Origin of the sequence: Thalassospira sp. A40-3 (assembly GCF_015871485.1) — a bacterium.
Lineage (GTDB): Bacteria > Pseudomonadota > Alphaproteobacteria > Rhodospirillales > Thalassospiraceae > Thalassospira > Thalassospira tepidiphila.
Map to the genome: position 1 here is coordinate 3,607,081 of NZ_CP065428.1, position 19,075 is coordinate 3,626,155.

The 19,075-nt window shown below is 55.8% G+C and carries 14 protein-coding genes; 7 read left to right on the forward strand and 7 right to left on the reverse strand.

Going from position 1 to position 19,075, the window contains the following annotated elements:
- The first annotated feature begins 152 nt into the window (after positions 1–152).
- From ispH to IT893_RS16590, 4 genes are all read left to right on the forward strand, one after another.
- Complete coding sequence (gene ispH / locus IT893_RS16575) at positions 153–1,100, forward strand: 4-hydroxy-3-methylbut-2-enyl diphosphate reductase (protein ID WP_008889184.1); 948 nt, start codon at positions 153–155, stop codon at positions 1,098–1,100.
- A gap of 45 nt (positions 1,101–1,145) precedes the next feature.
- Positions 1,146–2,114 carry a homoserine kinase gene (locus tag IT893_RS16580; RefSeq protein ID WP_008889183.1) on the forward strand — a complete coding sequence of 323 codons (969 nt, stop codon included), beginning with the start codon at positions 1,146–1,148 and terminating at the stop codon, positions 2,112–2,114.
- Positions 2,115–2,139: 25 nt separating this feature from the next.
- A complete protein-coding gene (rnhA, locus tag IT893_RS16585; protein WP_008889182.1) occupies positions 2,140–2,589 on the forward strand; it encodes a ribonuclease HI in 450 nt (149 codons plus the stop codon).
- A gap of 268 nt (positions 2,590–2,857) precedes the next feature.
- A complete protein-coding gene (locus IT893_RS16590; protein WP_008889181.1) occupies positions 2,858–5,218 on the forward strand; it encodes a bifunctional diguanylate cyclase/phosphodiesterase in 2,361 nt (786 codons plus the stop codon).
- A gap of 83 nt (positions 5,219–5,301) precedes the next feature.
- Here the strand turns inward: IT893_RS16590 and IT893_RS16595 are convergent, their stop codons facing one another.
- On the reverse strand, positions 5,302–7,359 hold the full coding sequence (locus IT893_RS16595) for a protein meaA (protein WP_197146044.1): 2,058 nt from the start codon (positions 7,357–7,359) through the stop codon (positions 5,302–5,304).
- A gap of 291 nt (positions 7,360–7,650) precedes the next feature.
- Between IT893_RS16595 and ccrA the strand changes: the two genes are divergently transcribed.
- The 3 genes from ccrA to IT893_RS16610 all read left to right on the forward strand — a co-directional run bounded on the left by ccrA (position 7,651) and on the right by IT893_RS16610 (position 13,087).
- Positions 7,651–8,931, forward strand: coding sequence for a crotonyl-CoA carboxylase/reductase (ccrA, locus tag IT893_RS16600; protein WP_063088554.1), 1,281 nt, complete (start codon positions 7,651–7,653; stop codon positions 8,929–8,931).
- A 161-nt stretch (positions 8,932–9,092) separates the two neighbouring features.
- A complete protein-coding gene (locus IT893_RS16605) occupies positions 9,093–10,760 on the forward strand; it encodes an acyl-CoA dehydrogenase family protein (RefSeq protein WP_197146045.1) in 1,668 nt (555 codons plus the stop codon).
- 236 nt (positions 10,761–10,996) lie between these two features.
- Positions 10,997–13,087 carry a methyl-accepting chemotaxis protein gene (locus tag IT893_RS16610; RefSeq protein WP_064779852.1) on the forward strand — a complete coding sequence of 697 codons (2,091 nt, stop codon included), beginning with the start codon at positions 10,997–10,999 and terminating at the stop codon, positions 13,085–13,087.
- Positions 13,088–13,182: 95 nt separating this feature from the next.
- Here the strand turns inward: IT893_RS16610 and IT893_RS16615 are convergent, their stop codons facing one another.
- The 6 genes from IT893_RS16615 to ntrB form a co-directional block, all read right to left on the reverse strand.
- Positions 13,183–14,520 carry a ferric reductase-like transmembrane domain-containing protein gene (locus IT893_RS16615; RefSeq protein WP_064779853.1) on the reverse strand — a complete coding sequence of 446 codons (1,338 nt, stop codon included), beginning with the start codon at positions 14,518–14,520 and terminating at the stop codon, positions 13,183–13,185.
- Positions 14,521–14,657: 137 nt separating this feature from the next.
- Complete coding sequence (locus IT893_RS16620) at positions 14,658–15,824, reverse strand: adenosylhomocysteinase (RefSeq protein ID WP_064779854.1); 1,167 nt, start codon at positions 15,822–15,824, stop codon at positions 14,658–14,660.
- Positions 15,825–15,927: 103 nt separating this feature from the next.
- Complete coding sequence (locus IT893_RS16625) at positions 15,928–16,632, reverse strand: glutathione S-transferase N-terminal domain-containing protein (protein ID WP_064779855.1); 705 nt, start codon at positions 16,630–16,632, stop codon at positions 15,928–15,930.
- Between the two features lie 214 nt (positions 16,633–16,846).
- On the reverse strand, positions 16,847–17,287 hold the full coding sequence (gene cynS / locus IT893_RS16630) for a cyanase (protein ID WP_008889173.1): 441 nt from the start codon (positions 17,285–17,287) through the stop codon (positions 16,847–16,849).
- A gap of 37 nt (positions 17,288–17,324) precedes the next feature.
- A complete protein-coding gene (locus tag IT893_RS16635) occupies positions 17,325–18,233 on the reverse strand; it encodes an ABC transporter ATP-binding protein (RefSeq protein ID WP_063088547.1) in 909 nt (302 codons plus the stop codon).
- Positions 18,234–18,244: 11 nt separating this feature from the next.
- Entirely contained in the window at positions 18,245–19,075 is an 831-nt protein-coding gene (gene ntrB / locus IT893_RS16640) for a nitrate ABC transporter permease (protein WP_008889171.1), read from the reverse strand.

Below are 19,075 nucleotides of genomic sequence, written 5' to 3' on the forward strand. Positions count from 1 at the left end.
GGGCCGTGTAAAACGTCAAAAATTCGGCCAACCCGCACCGACCATTTACCCCAGAGTCATTGCACCGCATGATCAGGCAGGTTATGTAACGTGAATGTTTGAAAAATGCGTCGGCAACGCCCGCACGCAATTGGGAAAGCCGGACCTGTATCATGTCTGACAAAGCCAGCCTTCGGATCGTTCTTGCCAATCCGCGCGGTTTCTGCGCGGGGGTTGATCGCGCCATCGAGATCGTCGAAAAGGCACTCGAAAAATATGGCGCACCGGTCTATGTCCGCCACGAAATCGTGCATAACAAATTCGTGGTCAATCGCCTGCGCGATATGGGTGCCGTTTTCGTTGACGAACTTGATGCCGTTCCCGATGGCGTGCCGGTGATCTTTTCGGCCCATGGTGTCCCGAAATCCGTGCCCGAGGCGGCCGAAACCCGCAAACTTGAATATCTTGATGCGACCTGCCCGCTGGTCTCCAAAGTCCATCGCGGGGCGGAACGCCATCACGCCGATGGCAAACATATTCTTCTGATTGGTCACGCTGGTCATCCCGAAGTCATCGGCACGATGGGCCAGTTGCCGCCCGGCAGCATGACCCTGGTCGAGACCGAGGAAGACGCCGAAACCATCGAAATCAGCGATCCGGAAAATCTGGCCTTCGTGACCCAGACGACCTTGTCACTTGATGACACCGCCAAGATCATTGAAATCCTGCAACGGCGTTTCCCGTCAATCGCGGTGCCGAAAAAGGAAGATATCTGCTACGCCACGACCAACCGCCAGCATGCGGTCAAACTGATCGCGGAAAAGGCCGATGCCATTCTGGTCCTTGGCGCGCCGAACTCTTCGAACTCCAACCGCCTGGTCGAAGTCGCCAAGCGCGAAGGCTGCACACGGTCGGTTCTGGTCGAACGGGCAAAGGATATCGACTGGTCCAAGCTTGACGGTATTTCAAGCCTTGGCATCACGGCCGGCGCATCCGCGCCCGAAATCCTGGTCGAGGAAGTCATTGATGCCTGCCGCGAACGCTTTGACGTGACGGTCGAAACAATCACGCTGACCAACGAGAATGTCACCTTCAAACTGCCGCGTCAGCTTGCCAGCTAGGTCTGCGGACATGCTTATTTTCAGCTCAGGACGACGATAGAACTCATGGCCGTCTATACCGACGTTTCAGACGAAGATATTTCCCGCTTTGTGGCCGAATACGATATCGGTGACGTGGTGTCGTTCAAGGGGATCGCAGAAGGCGTCGAAAACACCAATTTCCTGCTTCAGACGACCAAGGCTCCTTATATCCTGACCCTGTATGAGAAGCGGGTAAATCCCGATGATTTGCCCTTCTATCTTGGCCTGATGGATCACTTGTCGGCCAAGGGACTGAATTGCCCGACCCCGATCCACGGCAAGGACGGTGTTGCCCTGCGACGCCTTTGTGGTCGCCCGGCTGCCATCACGTCTTTCCTGCAGGGCATGTCGCCCAGGCGCATTCAACCCCATCACTGTGCCGGGGTTGGCGCCGCACTGGCAGAGTTGCACTCAGCCGGTCAGGACTTCGAAATGCATCTGCCAAATGCGCTGAGCATCAAGGGATGGCGTTCGCTTTTTGACAGCTGCGCTGAACATGCCGACGATGTCGAACCCGGCCTTGGCAAGATGATTGGCGAAGAGCTCGCATTTCTTGAAGAAAACTGGCCGCACGCCCTTCCAAAAGGGGTCATTCATGCGGACCTGTTCCCCGATAACGTCTTCTTCTTTCCAAACAAGGAAGCCGTTTCCGGGCTGATTGACTTCTATTTCGCGTGCAATGACCTGTTTTGCTACGACGTTGCCATCTGCATGAATGCCTGGTGCTTTGAACCAGACAACAGCTTCAATGTAACCAAGGCCAAAAACCTTCTGTCGCATTACAGCAAGGTCCGTCCGCTTTCGGACGTCGAAAAGGCCGCCCTGCCCATTCTGGCGCGCGGCGCAAGTCTTCGGTTCCTTCTGACACGGCTGTATGACTGGGTGAATACACCCAAGGATGCGCTGGTCACCCCGAAGAACCCGCGCGAATACATCAACAAATTGCGGTTCCACCAACGTGTGGAAAACGCAACAGCCTATGGCCTGGATTAGGCACAAAGGCGGGGAACACGACAATATGACTTCAAGTAACGGTGACGATAACCGCGTCGAGATTTACACGGACGGCGCGTGCAGCGGCAATCCCGGCCCCGGTGGCTGGGGCGCTATTTTGCGCTTCAAGGGTGTCGAAAAGGAAATGTCGGGCGGCGATCCGGAAACCACCAACAATCGTATGGAAATGATGGCGGCCATCAGTGCGCTGGAAGCCCTGAAACGTCCCTGTGTCATCGATATCTACACCGACAGCAGCTATGTCCGCGACGGCATTACCAAATGGATTTTCGGCTGGCAGAAACGTGGCTGGAAAACCGCCGATAAAAAGCCGGTCAAGAATGTGGAACTATGGCAACGTTTGCTCCAAGCCCTTGAACCGCATAAGGTCGAGTGGCACTGGGTCAAGGGTCATGCCGGTCACCCGGAAAACGAAAGATGCGACGAATTGGCCCGCCAAGCCGTGCCCCGATAACGAATTTTTCGCGGTTATCGGGAAAACCGCTTGAAGCTGAGGGACTTCGCTACAAGATAAATAGCTTTGCTGGCTTGTGTCAGATAATTGAATGTTTAACGAAATCAAACTTGCGTTTTCATCAAGTTGCGGTTTGACTTGAGACTAATTCAAGGGGGTGTTGGCACCCATACAAAGGTCGAGTACATTATATTCGACTAGCCTAAAGTGGGTGTCAGGGAGAGAACGCTTGTCACGCGGATCGTACGGGTTTTTACAACGAAAGTCCTTGAGCAGTCGGCTGCTGTTTATCGCATTGCCGCTGGTTTCGCTGTTCTCGCTCGCGCTTTTCATCGTCTTTGGCTATGTCAGCTACAAGGTGCTGCGCGACGACCTGAATGGCAAAGTCGAACAGACCGCCGACATCAACGCCCGCGTTCTGGCCACACCTTTCTGGTATCTCGACGTCGATAATATTGAATCTGCCCTAAACGCCATGGCGCGCGATCGCGACATCGTTGCCGTGCAGGCACTGGGCGCAGACGGCACCGAATTTGCCCATACCGGCGTATCGCAATCCGAATTGACCGACACGCTTCGACTTTCGCGCCGTGTCTATTTCGAACGCAACAACGTCCGCCATGACGTTGGCGAACTGGTGATTTACTTCACCGACGCCCGCGTTCAGGATTTGCTGTTCCGCCGTATTGCGATCGACATGATCCTGTTCGGGCTTTTGATCTCGGTCGTGGCCGCAAGCCTTCTGATCGCCAACAAACGCTCGATCAAGGAACCACTCAACCGATTGCTGCATTCCATTCGAATGACCAAGCACGGCCGTCTGCGCCGTCCGGTGGAATGGAACAGCTCGGACGAACTCGGGCTTCTGATCCGCGAATATAATGAAATGGTCGCCCTTCAGGGGCAGGCGCAGGAAGAAGCCCAGCGCAAACAGGCCCTGCTGGAAGCAACCCTTCACAATATCGGTCAGGGCATCTGTCTGTTCGATCAGGACCTGAACCTGATGGTCTGGAACGAACGCTATATCGAATTGCTGAACCTGCCGCGCGATCTGGTCAAGGAAGGCACCCCGCTTTCCGATATCCTGCGCTATAACGGCGAACGCGGCGAATACGGCGATGTCAGCATTCAGGCACTGATTTCCGACCGCGTTGCGATTGCCCGGCGTCGTGAACCCTATCGCATGGAACGGACCCGCCCGAATGGTCGTGTCATTCAGGTTGATCACAACCCGATGCCGGGCGGCGGTTACGTTGCGACCTACACCGATATTACCGAACGTAAACAGACCGAAGCCCGCATGCGTCACCTTGCGGTCCATGACGTTCTGACCAGCCTGCCGAACCGCACCCTGTTCCTTGACCGCCTGCGTCAGGCGCTGCTGTCGGCCCGTCGTTTCCAGCGCGGCGTGACGGTTCTGTTTGTCGACCTTGACCGGTTCAAGGATATCAACGACCACTTCGGCCACGATGTTGGCGATCTGATGATCCAGGAAATGGGGCAGCGTCTGTCGCGTATCATCCGGGATTCGGATACCGCCGCCCGCCTTGGTGGCGATGAATTCGCAATCATCCAGACCGATGTCCAGAACATCGAAGACACCATCGCCCTTGCCCAACGCATCATTGACGAGCTGTGCCAGCCATTTGATTGCCGCGGCATCCGCCTGCATTCGACCGCCAGTGTCGGTATCACCCTGTTCCCGGAAGACGGCGAAAACCCCGAACAGCTGGTCAAGAACGCCGATATGGCGATGTATGCCGCCAAGGCCGAAGGGCGCAATAATTACCGCTTCTTCCTGCCGTCGATGCACGAACGGGTCAAGGAACGCAAAACCATCGAGGAAGATCTGCGCAACGCGCTCGAACACGATCAACTCGAACTTTACTATCAGCCGAAAATCGATTGCCGCACCGAACGCGTCGTCGGTGCCGAGGCGCTTGTACGCTGGCATCACCCGGAACGCGGCCTGATCCTGCCCGGCGAATTCATTTCCGTTGCCGAGGAATGCGGCCTGATCAACCGTCTGGGTGCATGGGTTCTTGAAAAGGCCTGCCGTCAGACACGCATCTGGCGCGACTCATCACTTTCCGATCTTCGGATTGCCGTCAACCTGTCCCCGGCACAGTTCCAGGATGCCGAACTGGTTGATAGTGTGACCAAGATCGTCAAGGAAACTGCCCTGCCGCATGGCACGCTGGAACTTGAAATCACCGAATCCATTCTGATGAACAACCCGGAAAAGGCCGTCTCGACGCTCAAGGAACTCAAGGAACTTGGTGTTCTGATCGCGATTGATGATTTTGGCACCGGCTATTCGTCGCTGAACTATCTCAAACGTTTCCCGGTGACCTCGATCAAGATCGACCGATCCTTCGTGAACGACATTCATGTCGATGTCGATGACAAGGCGATTGTCGATGCCGTCATCGGCCTTGGCCACAGCCTTAACCTCGAAGTCGTTGCCGAGGGCGTGGAAGAAGTCGAACAGCTTGTCTATCTGCAGGAAAAGGGCTGCGACTTTATCCAGGGCTTCCTGTTCTCCAAACCACTGCCCGCCTCGACCTTTGAAAGCTGGGTCAACGAGCGCCATGGCACCGAACAGGAAACTGTTTCAGCCAAGTCCTGATCCGGGCACATCCAAAAAGAACCGGTCGCACCCGTTGTTGGGTCCGACCGTTTTTTTGTCAGATGGTTCTGCCCGCATGGACGTTAATAAAGCGCTGCATCCCCATGCGCATCGCTGGCACCATTTGATGAAACCGCTGTTTTGTCAGATGACTTGCGATCCACAAGATCAACAATCTCGGAAATCACCTTGGCCAACTGATAATCCTTGGGGGTATAGACCGCGGAAACGCCCATCTGGCGCAGCACCAGCATATCAGATTCCGGGATAATCCCGCCGACAACGACCGGAATATGACCGGCCCCTTGGGCACGCAGCCCGTTGACCACTTCACGCACCAGCGGCACATGCGACCCGGACAGGATCGAAAGACCGATGACATGCGCGCCGTCTTCGATGGCATTGCGCACCAGCTCCTCTGGCGTCCAGCGTATGCCTTCATACAAAACCTCGATCCCGGCTTCGCCCGCCTTGACCGCAATCTGTTCGGCGCCGTTGGAATGACCATCCAGACCCGGCTTGCCGACCAGCATCTTCATACGTTCGCCAAGCTTGTCGGAAACCTCATCAACGCGTTTGCGCAAATCCTGAAGGTTTTCGGCATCCCCGGTCACGATCATCGATGTAATCCCGGTCGGCGCACGGTATTCGCCAAACACGTCGCGCAGGGTTTCCGACCACTCGCCGGTGGTGACCCCGGCATGGGCGCAGGCAATGGAACTTTCCATGATGTTGCGACCTTCGCTGGCGGCTGACTTCAAATCGGTCAGCGTGGCATCGACTTCGGCCTGATTGCGCTCTGACCGCCAGGCTTTAAGTTTTTCGATCTGGTCCTGTTCGGCCATGTCATCGACGGTCAGGATCGACTTTTCCCCCGATGTCAGCGGCGAAGGTTCGGTTTCGGTAAAGGCGTTTACACCGATCACCTTTGTCAGCCCGCTTTCGATATCGGCCAGACGCAGCGCGTTGGACCGCACCAGTTCCTGTTTCATATAGCCGCGATCAACTGCGGCAATCGCCCCGCCCATCTCATCAATCTTTGCAAGTTCTGCCCGCGCACCTTCCTTAAGCGCGCCGACCTTGCGTTCAATCGCCGGGTTGCCATCAAACAGGTCTTCATATTCCAGAAGATCGGTTTCATAGGCCATGATCTGTTGCAGGCGCAGCGACCATTGCTGATCCCATGGACGCGGAAGGCCAAGGGCCTCGTTCCAGGCGGGCAACTGCACGGCGCGCGCCCGCGCATTCTTTGACAGAACCACTGCCAGCATCTCGATCAGAATACGATAGACGTTATTTTCGGGTTGCTGTTCGGTCAGGCCCAACGAGTTGACCTGAACGCCATAGCGGAACCGGCGATATTTGGCGTCTTCGATGCAGTAACGATCACGGGTGATTTCATCCCAAAGTTCGCAGAATGCCCGCATCTTGCAGATTTCAGTAACAAAGCGAATCCCGGCATTCACAAAGAACGAAATGCGACCGACCACCTTGGCAAAGTCCTCTTCGGGCACCTGACCCGAATCGCGCACCGCATCCAGAACCGCAATCGCCGTTGCCAGCGCATAGGCCAGCTCCTGCTCGGCCGTCGCCCCGGCTTCCTGCAGATGGTAGGAGCACACATTCATCGGGTTCCATTTCGGAACCTCGCGATAGGTAAAGGCCGCGACATCCGTAATCAGCTTAAGGCTGGGCGCTGGCGGAAAAATATACGTCCCGCGTGACAGATATTCCTTGATGATGTCGTTCTGGGTCGTGCCCTGCAGGCTGGCGCGCGCGGTGCCCTGCTTTTCGGCCACCGCAATATAAAGCGACAAAAGCCAGGCGGCTGGTGCGTTGATCGTCATCGACGTGTTCATCTGATCAAGCGGGATACCGTCAAACAACGTCATCATGTCACCCAGATGGGACACCGGAACGCCGACCTTGCCGACTTCGCCGCGTGCCAGAACATGGTCAGAATCATACCCCGTCTGGGTCGGCAGATCGAAGGCCACCGAAAGCCCGGTCTGCCCCTTTGCCAGGTTCTGACGATATAGCGCATTCGATGCCTGTGCGGAGCTGTGCCCGGCATAGGTCCGGATCAGCCACGGGCGATCGCGTTCCGGCTTTGCTGCGTTGCGCTTGTTTTCCATCGACATCGCGACCTCTTGTATTTTTATTACTCAATGTCTTTACGATAATTACGCCTGAACGTTATTAAATTATCTACTAGACATCACTTGGGTAATTATATAACAATTTGTGCAACGCGATAAAAGCGAAAACAAATATCGCCCAGGTTATCCTTGCTGAAATTCCGCAGGAAACCGGGAGATGCCCGGGGAAAATAAAATAAATTCCGTGGCTTGGAGGATCCGTCGACCGCAACGCAGCATTGGTAATTTAATTACCCTGCAAACCGGATCGACCCCGAACAAGGAGTGAAGGCCATGAATACGTCTGCTGAAGTGCTGCCTTTCCGTGGCGGTCAGGAAGAAAAAGATCTTTATGAAATTGGCGAAATCCCGCCATTGGGCCATGTGCCAAAGAATATGTATGCATGGGCGATTCGCGAAGAACGCCATGGCGAGCCCGATACGGCCATGCAGTGCGAAGTTTTGCCGGTGACCCAACCCGACAGCCATGAAGTGCTTGTTCTCGTGATGGCGGCCGGGGTGAACTATAACGGTGTCTGGGCATCCCTTGGCAAACCGATCTCGGTCTTCAACGTCCATGATTGCCCGTTCCACATTGCCGGATCGGATGCATCGGGCATCGTCTGGGCGGTTGGATCGAAAGTCACCCGTTGGAAAGTCGGCGACGAAGTGGTCATTCACTGCAACCAGGATGACGGCGACGACGAAGAATGTAACGGCGGCGATCCGATGCTGTCCCCGACCCAGCGCATCTGGGGCTATGAAACACCGGACGGATCCTTCGCGCAGTTCACCTGTGTTCAGGCACAGCAGCTCATGCCGCGTCCCAAACATCTGACCTGGGAAGAAAGTGCGTGCTACACGCTGACCCTTGCCACCGCTTATCGCATGCTGTTTGGCCATCGTCCGCACATCCTGCGTCCGGGGCACAATGTTCTGGTCTGGGGCGCATCGGGTGGTTTGGGCTCGATGGCGATCCAGCTGATTACAACGGCCGGGGCCAACGCGATTGGTGTCATTTCCGATGAAACAAAGCGCGACTTTGTTCTGGGACTGGGTGCCAAGGCCGTGATCAACCGCAAGGATTTCAATTGCTGGGGACAGCTTCCCACCGTCAACGGCCCGGAATTTGGCGATTACATGAAAGAAGTCCGCAAATTCGGCAAGGCGATCTGGGACATCACCGGCAAGGGCAATGACGTCGACATCGTCTTTGAACATCCCGGCGAACAGACCTTCCCGGTATCGTGCAACGTTGTAAAACGCGGCGGCATGGTTGTGTTCTGTGCCGGCACCACCGGCTTTAACCTGACCTTTGATGCGCGCTTTGTCTGGATGCGCCAAAAACGTATTCAGGGCAGCCACTTCGCCAACCTGAAACAGGCGGCGCAGGCCAACAAGCTCGTGATCGAACGCCGTCTGGATCCGAGCATGTCTGAAGTGTTCAGTTGGGAAGACATTCCGCGCGCTCACATGAAGATGATGCGCAACGAACACAAACCCGGCAACATGGCCGTTCTGGTGCAGGCAAAGCGCCCGGGCATGCGCACCCTTGAAGAAGCAGTCGAAGGCTAGTCCCACATTAATCTTCGACTGATAGCTGGCACCCCGAGCGCATTCTCGCCCGATCTGCGCATGGGGTGCCACCACCCTTGATGCTTTGATGCACTCATAACTGATCCGCGCAATCGCCCCACAAGATTGCACGACGAGGACCTGATCCGAGGACCCGAAGAATGACGAACAACGCCCTTTTGCCTGACCTCGAACGTTTGTGCGATGACGCCCTTGCGGCACTCAGCCCGGTTTATGATGCGGCCGAATATGCGCTGCGGACAGCTGTAACGGTCGATGGCCGGGTTAATGCCGATGCCTTTGATGACAACCAGTTTGCCGCACACGGCTTTGCCTGGTTTACCACCTATGTCACCGCCCTTGGCCAGATGAAGGCATGGGCAAATCGCCTTAAGGACCAGGGCAAATTCGGCAATCTCGAACAACTGATCCTGCAATCGGCGTTTGGGGAATATCTGGCGCAGATCATCGGTGGCATTCCGATGTCACAGGGCGAGATCATCCGTCTTTCGACCCTTGGCGTTTCTGATGACCTGATTGCATCCCTTGCCGCCAACCCATCGGTCGCGACCCTTGCACGTGGTGGCAATTCCGATGCCGCACGCCGGGCGATTGCCGCTGAAATCGAAGACAGCCTTGATACCGGTCGCTTTGGCGAAACCGGTCTTGAAGACGAAACCCTTGATATGGTGCGCGATCAGTTCCGCCGCTTTGTCGAGGAAAAGGTATCGCCGCATGCCCATGGCTGGCACGAACGTGACGAGCTGATCCCGATTGAAATCGTCAATGAAATGTCCGAACTCGGCGTTTTCGGCCTGACCATCCCCGAAGAATTCGGCGGCCTTGGCATGGGCAAAACCGCGATGTGCGTTGTCACCGAGGAACTATCACGTGGCTATATCGGTGTCGGGTCGCTTGGGACACGTTCTGAAATTGCCGCCGAACTGATCCGCCTTGGCGGAACCGACGCGCAAAAGGAACATTACCTGCCCAAACTGGCATCGGGTGAAATCCTGCCGACCGCCGTCTTTACCGAACCCAATAACGGATCGGATCTGGCACACCTGCGCACGCGTGCGGTGAAGGATGGCGATACCTATAAGGTCACTGGCAACAAGACATGGATCACCCATGCCGCGCGGTCTGACCTGATGACCCTTCTGACCCGCACCAACCCCGACGAGTCCGGTTATCGCGGCCTGTCGATGCTGTTGGCCGAAAAACCACGTGGCACCGATGATAACCCGTTCCCGGCCAACGGTATGTCTGGTGGCGAGATTGAGGTGCTTGGTTATCGCGGCATGAAGGAATACGAGCTTTCCTTTGACGGGTTCGAAGTCCCGACCGAGAACCTTTTGGGCGGCGAAGAAGGACAGGGCTTCAAACAACTGATGGCGACCTTTGAGTCGGCCCGTATCCAGACCGCAGCCCGTGCTGTCGGCGTCGCCCAGAACGCGCTTGAGATCGGCATGCGTTATGCCAAGGATCGCATCCAGTTTTCCAAGCCGCTTTACGCCTTCCCGCGGGTGTACGGCAAAGTCGCATGGATGGTGGTTGAAACCATGATCGCCCGCCAGCTGACCTATTTCTCGGCCTTTGAAAAGGATCAGGATATCCGCTGCGACATTGAGGCCGGCATGGCCAAGCTTCTGGGCGCACGCGTCGCATGGTCGAATGCTGATAACGCCCTGCAGATTCACGGCGGCAACGGCTATGCGCTTGAATATCAGATCAGCCGCGTGCTGTGTGATGCGCGCATTCTGAACATTTTCGAAGGGGCTGCCGAAATTCAGGCACAGGTGGTCACGCGCGGCATTCTGACCCGGTGAACGACATAACATTCTGAAATACTGATGAAATTCTCATCCGAACCGTGGCCCCTGTGAACAACGAGGGCAAACTTGGCCCGCCAACACTGGCGGGCCTTTTTCCATATCAACCTAAAGTATGATATATTTTGGACTTACCAGTAGTGATACACTCCCCAAAAGCACACACAGACCACTGAAAGTCTGTGAAAAAATCGGGCCAAAAGGTCCGCCGGGAATAAGGGAGAGAATGGCAAATGAATCACAGCTCTGCAATGCCAGAAAGTACAATCTATGCGCGTATAAATGCCGCCACGGATTTGTTTGCGCAACATGGAGAACAGCTTGCAGAAAATCTGGTCACCGAACTGTTGGGGACCGGCCAAAGCAGTGCTGCGCCAAGTGATCCGCAACATCATGTTGCCGAACTGTCCCGACGTTTTGCAACACTGATCAATGCAAACAGCTCCGATGCATTCAACCAATGCTTTAACGAGCATGTTCTGGCCAATGCGGTCATCGGACTGGCTCCCGATCATATTGTACTGGCCTACCACAAGGTTTCAGCACTTTGCGCAACGCTTGCCGCGCGGTCCAAGGGCGGCACTGCCGCGGCTGATGCGGCGCGATGCCTGCTGATGGCGGATATGGGCAGCCTGATATCGGCGCGCCAGACCGTTTTGGCCAACCAGCGCTCCGCCTCTGAAATCCAGTCGATGTCGGAAATCATTGAACGCGAAACCGACAACATCATTTCCGAGGTCGGCTTCCAGGCCGGGCGCACCAATGACGTGGCGCAGGCCATGGAAAGTGACGCCAGTGAACTGTCCCAACTGGTCGAACGCATCACTGCCACCACGGAAGTCGCCAGCAGCAATGTCGCAACCGTGGCATCCGCGACCGAGGAATTGCAGGCATCCAGCCACGAAATTGCCGAACGCATCCACAAAACCAATGACATTGCCAGTCAGGCCGTCACCCGCGCCCAGGAAACATCCACCACCATGGGCAGCCTGTCGGAAACCGCGACCGAGATTGGCAAGGTTGTTGATATCGTCAAACGCATTTCCGATCAGACCAAGATGCTGGCACTCAACGCCACCATCGAGGCCGCGCGCGCCGGCGACGCTGGCAAGGGCTTTGCGGTCGTCGCCAACGAGGTCAAGAACCTCGCCACCCAGACCGAAAAAGCCATCCTTGATATCAACGCCCAGATCACCGCCATTCAGGGCGCCACATCCGAGGCGGTTACCGCGATTGAGGGCATCGGCGGCGCGATTGACGAAGTCAGCCAGCTTTCAAGCGATATCTCAGCATCGGTCGAGCAACAAACAGCGGCGATTGCCGAAATCTCGACAAGTGCGCAGGAAGTCTCCACCCACATGCAGGGCATTTCCGGCGACATCGAACTGGCCAGCCACAAGTCGCACAATGCCAGCCAGACGGCGGAAAACCTTCGCATTCTGTCTTCGAATATCCGCAATGATATCAACGAAATGGAAACGCGCTTCCGCATGGTTCTGCGCAGTGCAGACAACACTAACCGCCGTCACGAAGAACGGGTTCCGATTGCAGTTGATATCAAGGTCGACTTCGGCAACGGTGATGTGCGCCAGGGTGTCACCGCAGACATGTCGCTTGCCGGCCTGCTTGCGCGTATTGATGCCAGCGAAGATGACCGCAACAAAGCAATCACGATCACGATGACCGACGGCACCCGGCTTAAGGGGACGGTCAAAGCGTACTCGACACTCGGAACCCACATCCAGTTCACCGAAATCGACGACGAAGCAACCAAGGTCATCTTGGGATTGCTTAAGAAAACCCACGAACATGACGCCAAGATTGCCGACCTCGGCAAGCAATTGGCCGGCGAGTTGGGCAAGGTTCTTGAAGGCGGTTTGCGCAGTCACGAATTCACCCATGATGATCTGTTCAACACCCGGTACGAGCCGATTGACGGCACCGATCCCAAGCAGTTCATGACGCCGTATGTGCCCTTCACTGACCGCAATTTCACCCCGCTACAAGAAGCCATTCTTGCAAAGGACGAACATATCGTCTTTGCCGCCGGGGTGGATACCAACGGCTATCTGCCGACCCACAACAAGGTTTACAGCCAACCGCAAAGACCGGGCGAACCCGCCTGGAATATGGGCAACTGCCGCAACCGGCGCATCTTTGATGACCGTGCCGGTCTGATGGCCGGGCGCAACACCAAGCCCCACCTGCTGCAGACCTATTTCCGTGACATGGGCAATACCGTCGTCTTCATGAAGGAATGCGACGTGCCGATCATGGTCAATGGCGAGCAGTGGGGCAACCTTCGGATCGGTTACAAATCCTAGGCATTGCCAAACCAATCAGGATAACGAGCAAACGAAAAGCGGGCGGTTCCATCACGGACCGCCCGCACTCTATTCAACGCCAAACTCTGGTTTTCCTATCTGAAATCAAACAGCTCCTGATGGAAGGCATAGCTGTGCAATCCGGCTGCGACCAAATCGTTTTTGACATCTTCGCCAAATTGGCGCGGCCCGCAGAACCAGACTTGGGCTTCTTGCCAATGGGCCACATCAGAACGGATTTTCTCGCCGGTCAGAAAACCATCACGCGCATCGCGCCATTCACGCAACCGAACACCGGCACGCCCGGCCAGATCGTTGATCCGCGCCATCAATTCGGGATCGCAATGCGGCGCAACCTGATAAAAATCGATCTCAAGCTTTGCCGGATTGGCCACCAGATCTTCAAGCCAGGCAACAAACGGCGTCAGTCCAATACCCCCGGAAATCCAGATCTGATGGAGCTTTTCCCGATCCAGTACAAAGGTGCCATAAGGACCCTCAAGCGCCACCCGGTCGCCCGGCTTCAATGTTTCGTAAAGCGTGTTGGTATAGTCGCCGAGCTTCTTGGCGATAATGGTCAGGCCCGGAACCCCGTCACGCCAGGCAGACGCAATGGTAAACGGATGCGCTTCGTTGCTATTGCCAAACCGGACAAAGGCAAACTGCCCGGCAAGGTGGCCTTTCCAACCGCCATCTGATCTGATCGCGATCTGAAGCGATTTCATCTCCGGAAGATAATCAACCTCGATCACCTCGCCGGTGGATCGGCGCCCGGCCCCGATTTGGCCAAACAGAACAATGATGGATGACACCGTGCCCACCAGCAACATCACCGCCAAAACATAGCCAACCGGTGTTGCCCAGTTGGTGAAATCAAGCAAAACGATGCTGTGATAAACCAGCACTAGATAGATCACGGCCAGAACCGTGTGTGTTCTGGCAAACCAGCGATACGGAATGCGCTTAATCAACGCGATCAGGATCAAGGCAACGGCAACATAAAACGCCCATTCCCCGACCGTTTCCGCCAGCCCGCGCTGCTCATTAAACAACGATTGCGCCCAATGCAGGCCCGCCCCATCGGGCCTCGGTCCACGCCGCCCCCGCTCCAGAAGGCCAAGTGCAACACCCCATTTCGGTGCCATCCGCCAGGCCCAGTGCAGGGTCGCGACGACAAGCACAGCAATGCCAAGCCACTTGTGCTGGCGATACGCCTTGTCCAAGCCGCCCAACCGTCGCGTCAGCCACACAGGTCGAACCGACAACAACAAGATCAGGCTCATCATGCTGATCGCAAGGAAGCCAGAATACTGGACCATGAAATGGCGAAGGCTGATGAAACTGGATGCCGCAAAAAGATCGGGATTTGAAACCAGCCAGATACCGGTCACCGCCAGAACGAACCCAACAAAGACCTTTGAAATCGTTCTCATGACCGGCCTCCATCCTCAAATGAGTGATGCCGTGGGCGATTGAGCGCAAATATTTGCGCGCGCCCCGACATCAACCCGTTAAGGTTACCAGACCGCACTGGGTGGTTCGTTGCGATTCGTCAGTTCAGCGAAATAGATCAGCTGTGCGATTGCAGGATCGCTTGGGCAATTTCGCGTTCGACATCTTCCGGATAGGCATAAAAGCCCGGCTTGAACGACGTCGCCCCGCCCGATGCCAGCCAGTCGATCCCGCGGATCAGAATGGCCGAGAACGGATCAAACAGATCCTTGCCCGATCCCCCCATGCCGGGGGCGAGGTTCAGCAAGCTGCCCCGGTTCAGCAGATACACCTCGCGACTATTATCCAGCTCGAACCGTTCGATATGGCGGCGCATTTTCGTGCGCGTCTGGGTATCAAGCCATTTGACGTCAATCTCGGTATTGGAATGCCCGACATTGACCAGGATCGCGCCGCGACGGCACTGCTTGATCTGCGCCGCACCCAGAATGCCCGAAAGGCCGGTGGCGGTCACAATGATTGCGTTTTCTTTCAGGCCATCTTCAAGGCTGACAACCCGGCAGCCATGATGCTGCGCCTCAAGGGCACGGACCGGATCGCGTTCGGCGACAGACACCACCGCACCCAGATTGCGCGCCCGTTCGGCCACACCACGCCCGACCGGGCCAAAGCCGATCACAAGAACCGTGCGCCCATAAAGCGCAAGCCCCGTGACATTCGAAAAGACCGGCCACATTTCCTGTGCCACGTGGTGGCGGTTATGCAGGCGATCCTTGATCGCGATATCGTTCCAGTTAAAGACCGGGAAGGAATAATCAAGCTTCTCAACGCGATGTACACCAGTCGTGGTCGCTTCAAGCGCGCCATCGACCTTGTGGCCCTTCTTCACGAACGCCTCAATCAGCTCCCCGCCCATATCAGCAATGATGTCTGCGGGCTCGGACGACAGGATATCGATGCTTCGGGCATATTCATCGGGCGTCATGCCGGAAAAGGCATGGACCTCGACCCCATGGGCGGCAAGGTAGGCGGCGGCCGCGTCATCGGTGCTGTCAGGGTTACATGCGCCAACCTTGACCTTGGCGCCGGCCTTCACAAACGGCAGCAAGGTGGGAATGGTATCTTCAAGAACGTGCTGGAAACTGACGATGGTTTTGTCGCGCAGATCACGCTTGGCAACATAGTTTCCGTATTTCGCCGTCACCGGACAAATCACCTCGCGCCAGGCAAGGGTCTCGTCAGTGATCTGTTGGGCAAGGGCGGCGTCCTTGATGCGGCTGGTCATGAATTAGTCTCTTAACTTCGTGGGACAATGAATGCCCTCCTAATTAAGGCCAGCCTGACCGGATGAAAAGCATTTGTCTCCATCCGGTCAAAATCAACGGGGATTAATCGCGGGCCGGGATGTTCAGTCCACGCTGAACGGCCGGCCGATCAAGGCCGCGCTCCAGCCACGCCGGAACGTTTTTAAACTCGTGATAATCAACAAGACTACCCGCGTCATAGAAACCGATCAGGTTGCGCACCCAGCCAAGCGACGCAATGTCGGCAATGCTGTATTCATCGCCCATGATCCAGTCACGGTCCTCAAGGCGGGTTTCAAGCACGCCCAGAAGCCGCTTTGATTCCTTGCGATACCGATCCAGCGGACGCTTGTCCTCGATCTCCTTGCCGGCAAATTTGTGGAAGAAGCCAAGCTGGCCAAACATCGGGCCAAGCCCGCCCATCTGGAAATACACCCACTGGATCGCCTCGATCCGTTTGGCCGGATCGACAGGCAACAACTTGCCGGTCTTTTCCGCCAGATACTGAATGATCGCACCCGATTCAAACAGACCAAGCGGTTTGCCATTCGGTCCATGCGGATCAATGATTGCCGGGATTTTGCCATTCGGGTTCAGCGACAGAAATTCCGGGGTCCAGGTTTCATCCTCACCGATATTGATCAGATGCGGCTCATAGTCCAGACCGGTTTCTTCCAGCATGATTGAAACCTTCACCCCGTTGGGCGTCGGCAGGGAATAAAGCTGGATAACGTCCGGATTTTGCGCAGGCCAGCGTTTGGTAATCTCGAAGCTCGACAGATCAGCCATGATAAAGCCCTTTTGAAATCGTTATAGTGTTGACCATAACATTTAGATGATCCTTCGAAATGCGCCACCGGAAATCTGGCAACTTATTGTTTCCAGTCCGGTGCTCGCTGCTTTGGAACCTTGCAAAAAACAAAACCGGCCTGCTTAAAACAGACCGGTTTCGTCTTCTGCGACTGCTCGTACCAGGTGACTGCGAACCACCGATTGGCTTGAATTACCAGGCGCGGTATTTCAGGAATTTACCATCAAGGGTAATGACAACGCGGTCGCCCTTCGGGTCTTCCTTGCGTTCGATATACATTTCGTAGTCGATCGCGCTCATGATGCCATCGCCGAATTTCTCGTGGATGATTTCCTTGATGGTTTCGCCGTACACACCAACGATTTCATACAGGCGATAGATCGCAGGATCGGTCGGCACGGCCTGATCCCAGATCTTCATCGGGCATTCCTGCATGACAGCCGATGCTTCAGGCGGCAGGTCAAACAGGGCGACCAGCATGTCGGCCTTGTCCTTTGGCGCGGAATTCATGCCAAAACAGACCGAAGTCGTCCACACCGGCGACATGCCGATTTTGCTGGCAACTTCTTCCCAGCCAAGGCCTTTGGCCTTTTTGGCTTCGATGATCATTTCTTTGACATCTGCTTTTTTCACAGCTTTTCTCCTTCTAAGTAATCAGCGTGCAGGTGATTTATTCCACCGGGCTGGTGGCCGGTTTGCGGTTGTCTTTGGGATCTGAAACCACCCCATGTGCGCCAAAACGCACGATGGATGGCTCGCTTGGCGTGCCTTCCTCCTGCTTGCCGGCAAGCGCCTTTGAGCGGGTGGCAAGGAATTCGACCAAGTGGTTTCGGATGTCGTAATAGTCGGAATGGTGAATGATGTTGGCCCGTTCGCGCGGGCGCGGGATATCGACCTGAACCGATTCTGCGACACGGGCATAGGGCCCGTTGGTCATCAGCAAAATACGGTCAGCCAACAGGATGGCTTCATCCACATCATGGGTGATCATAAACACCGTCTGGTCCGATCCCGACCAGATGCGGATCAATTCATCCTGAATGCTGCCACGGGTCAGGGCATCAAGGGCCCCGAACGGCTCATCCAAAAGCAACAATTCCGGCTGGATCGCAAAGGCACGCGCGATCGACACACGCTGACGCATCCCACCCGACAATTGCGACGGCTTGCGAAGCTCTGCCCCGCCAGCCAGCCCGACCATTTCCAGATACTTCATCGAATGATCGTGAACCTGTTTCTTGCTCCAGGATTTGTATCGGGCCTGAACGGCAAAGGTGACGTTCTTAAGCGCTGATAACCACGGCAGCAGGGAATAGTTCTGAAACACGATCCCGCGATCAAGGCTGGGACCCGACACTTCCTTGCCATTCATGATGACCGCCCCTTCGGTCGGCTCATCAAGACCAGCCAGAATGTTCAGGATTGTCGATTTGCCACAGCCGGAATGGCCGATGATGCAAACAAACTCCCCCTTCTCGATCCCCAGATTGACGTTTTCAAACACCGTCAGGGCTTCACCGCCCTTGGGTGCCTGAAAACGTTTGGTCAGGTTCTGCAAACTCAGGAATGGTTTCGACATATCAGGTCTCCTTATTCCTGGTACTGCACAAGACGTGCGCAGTAGGCAAAGGCGGTATCAAGCAACATGCCGACAACACCGATCATCAGGATCGAGAACACCACGCTGGTCAGATCAAGGTTGTTCCATTCGTTCCAGACGTAGTAGCCAATCCCCGTCCCGCCCACGAGCATCTCGGCTGCGACAATCACAAGCCATGCAATGCCGATTGAAATCCGCATGCCGGTCAGGATGGTCGGTGCCGCAGCCGGCAAGATGACGATCCAGGCGGTTTTGAGCGGGCCCAGTTCATGGGTGCGCGCCACATTGACCCAGTCCTTGCGAACCCCGGCCACACCAAAGGCTGTGTTGATCAACATCGGCCAGATCGAACAGATAAAGATCACAAAGATCGCCGATGCCTGACTGTCCTGAATGACAAACAGCGCAAGTGGCATCCATGCCAGCGGGGAAATCGGGCGAAGGACCTGAATAAACGGATCAAGCGCCTTGTACATCAAGGGCGACATCCCGATCAGGAATCCGACCGGAATGGCAATTGCCGCCGCAAGGAAATAACCGCTCAACACGCGATAAAGCGAATAACCGATCTGGATACCAATGCCCTTGTCGTTGGGACCGGCGTCATAGAACGGATTGCTGAGCTCTTCCCATGCCTTGGCGATCACGTCCGAGGGGGGCGGCACAGCGGCCTTTGGCTCTGCCCCGCCCATCAGAAGTTCATATTCCGTAAGTTCGCCAGCGAGTTGTTGTTTTGGGCTGGCGGCCTCCCAAAGACCAAGGAAGACCGCCAGCAGTACAAGTGACAACACCAACGCCCTGGCATTGAGCGATGCCAGCAT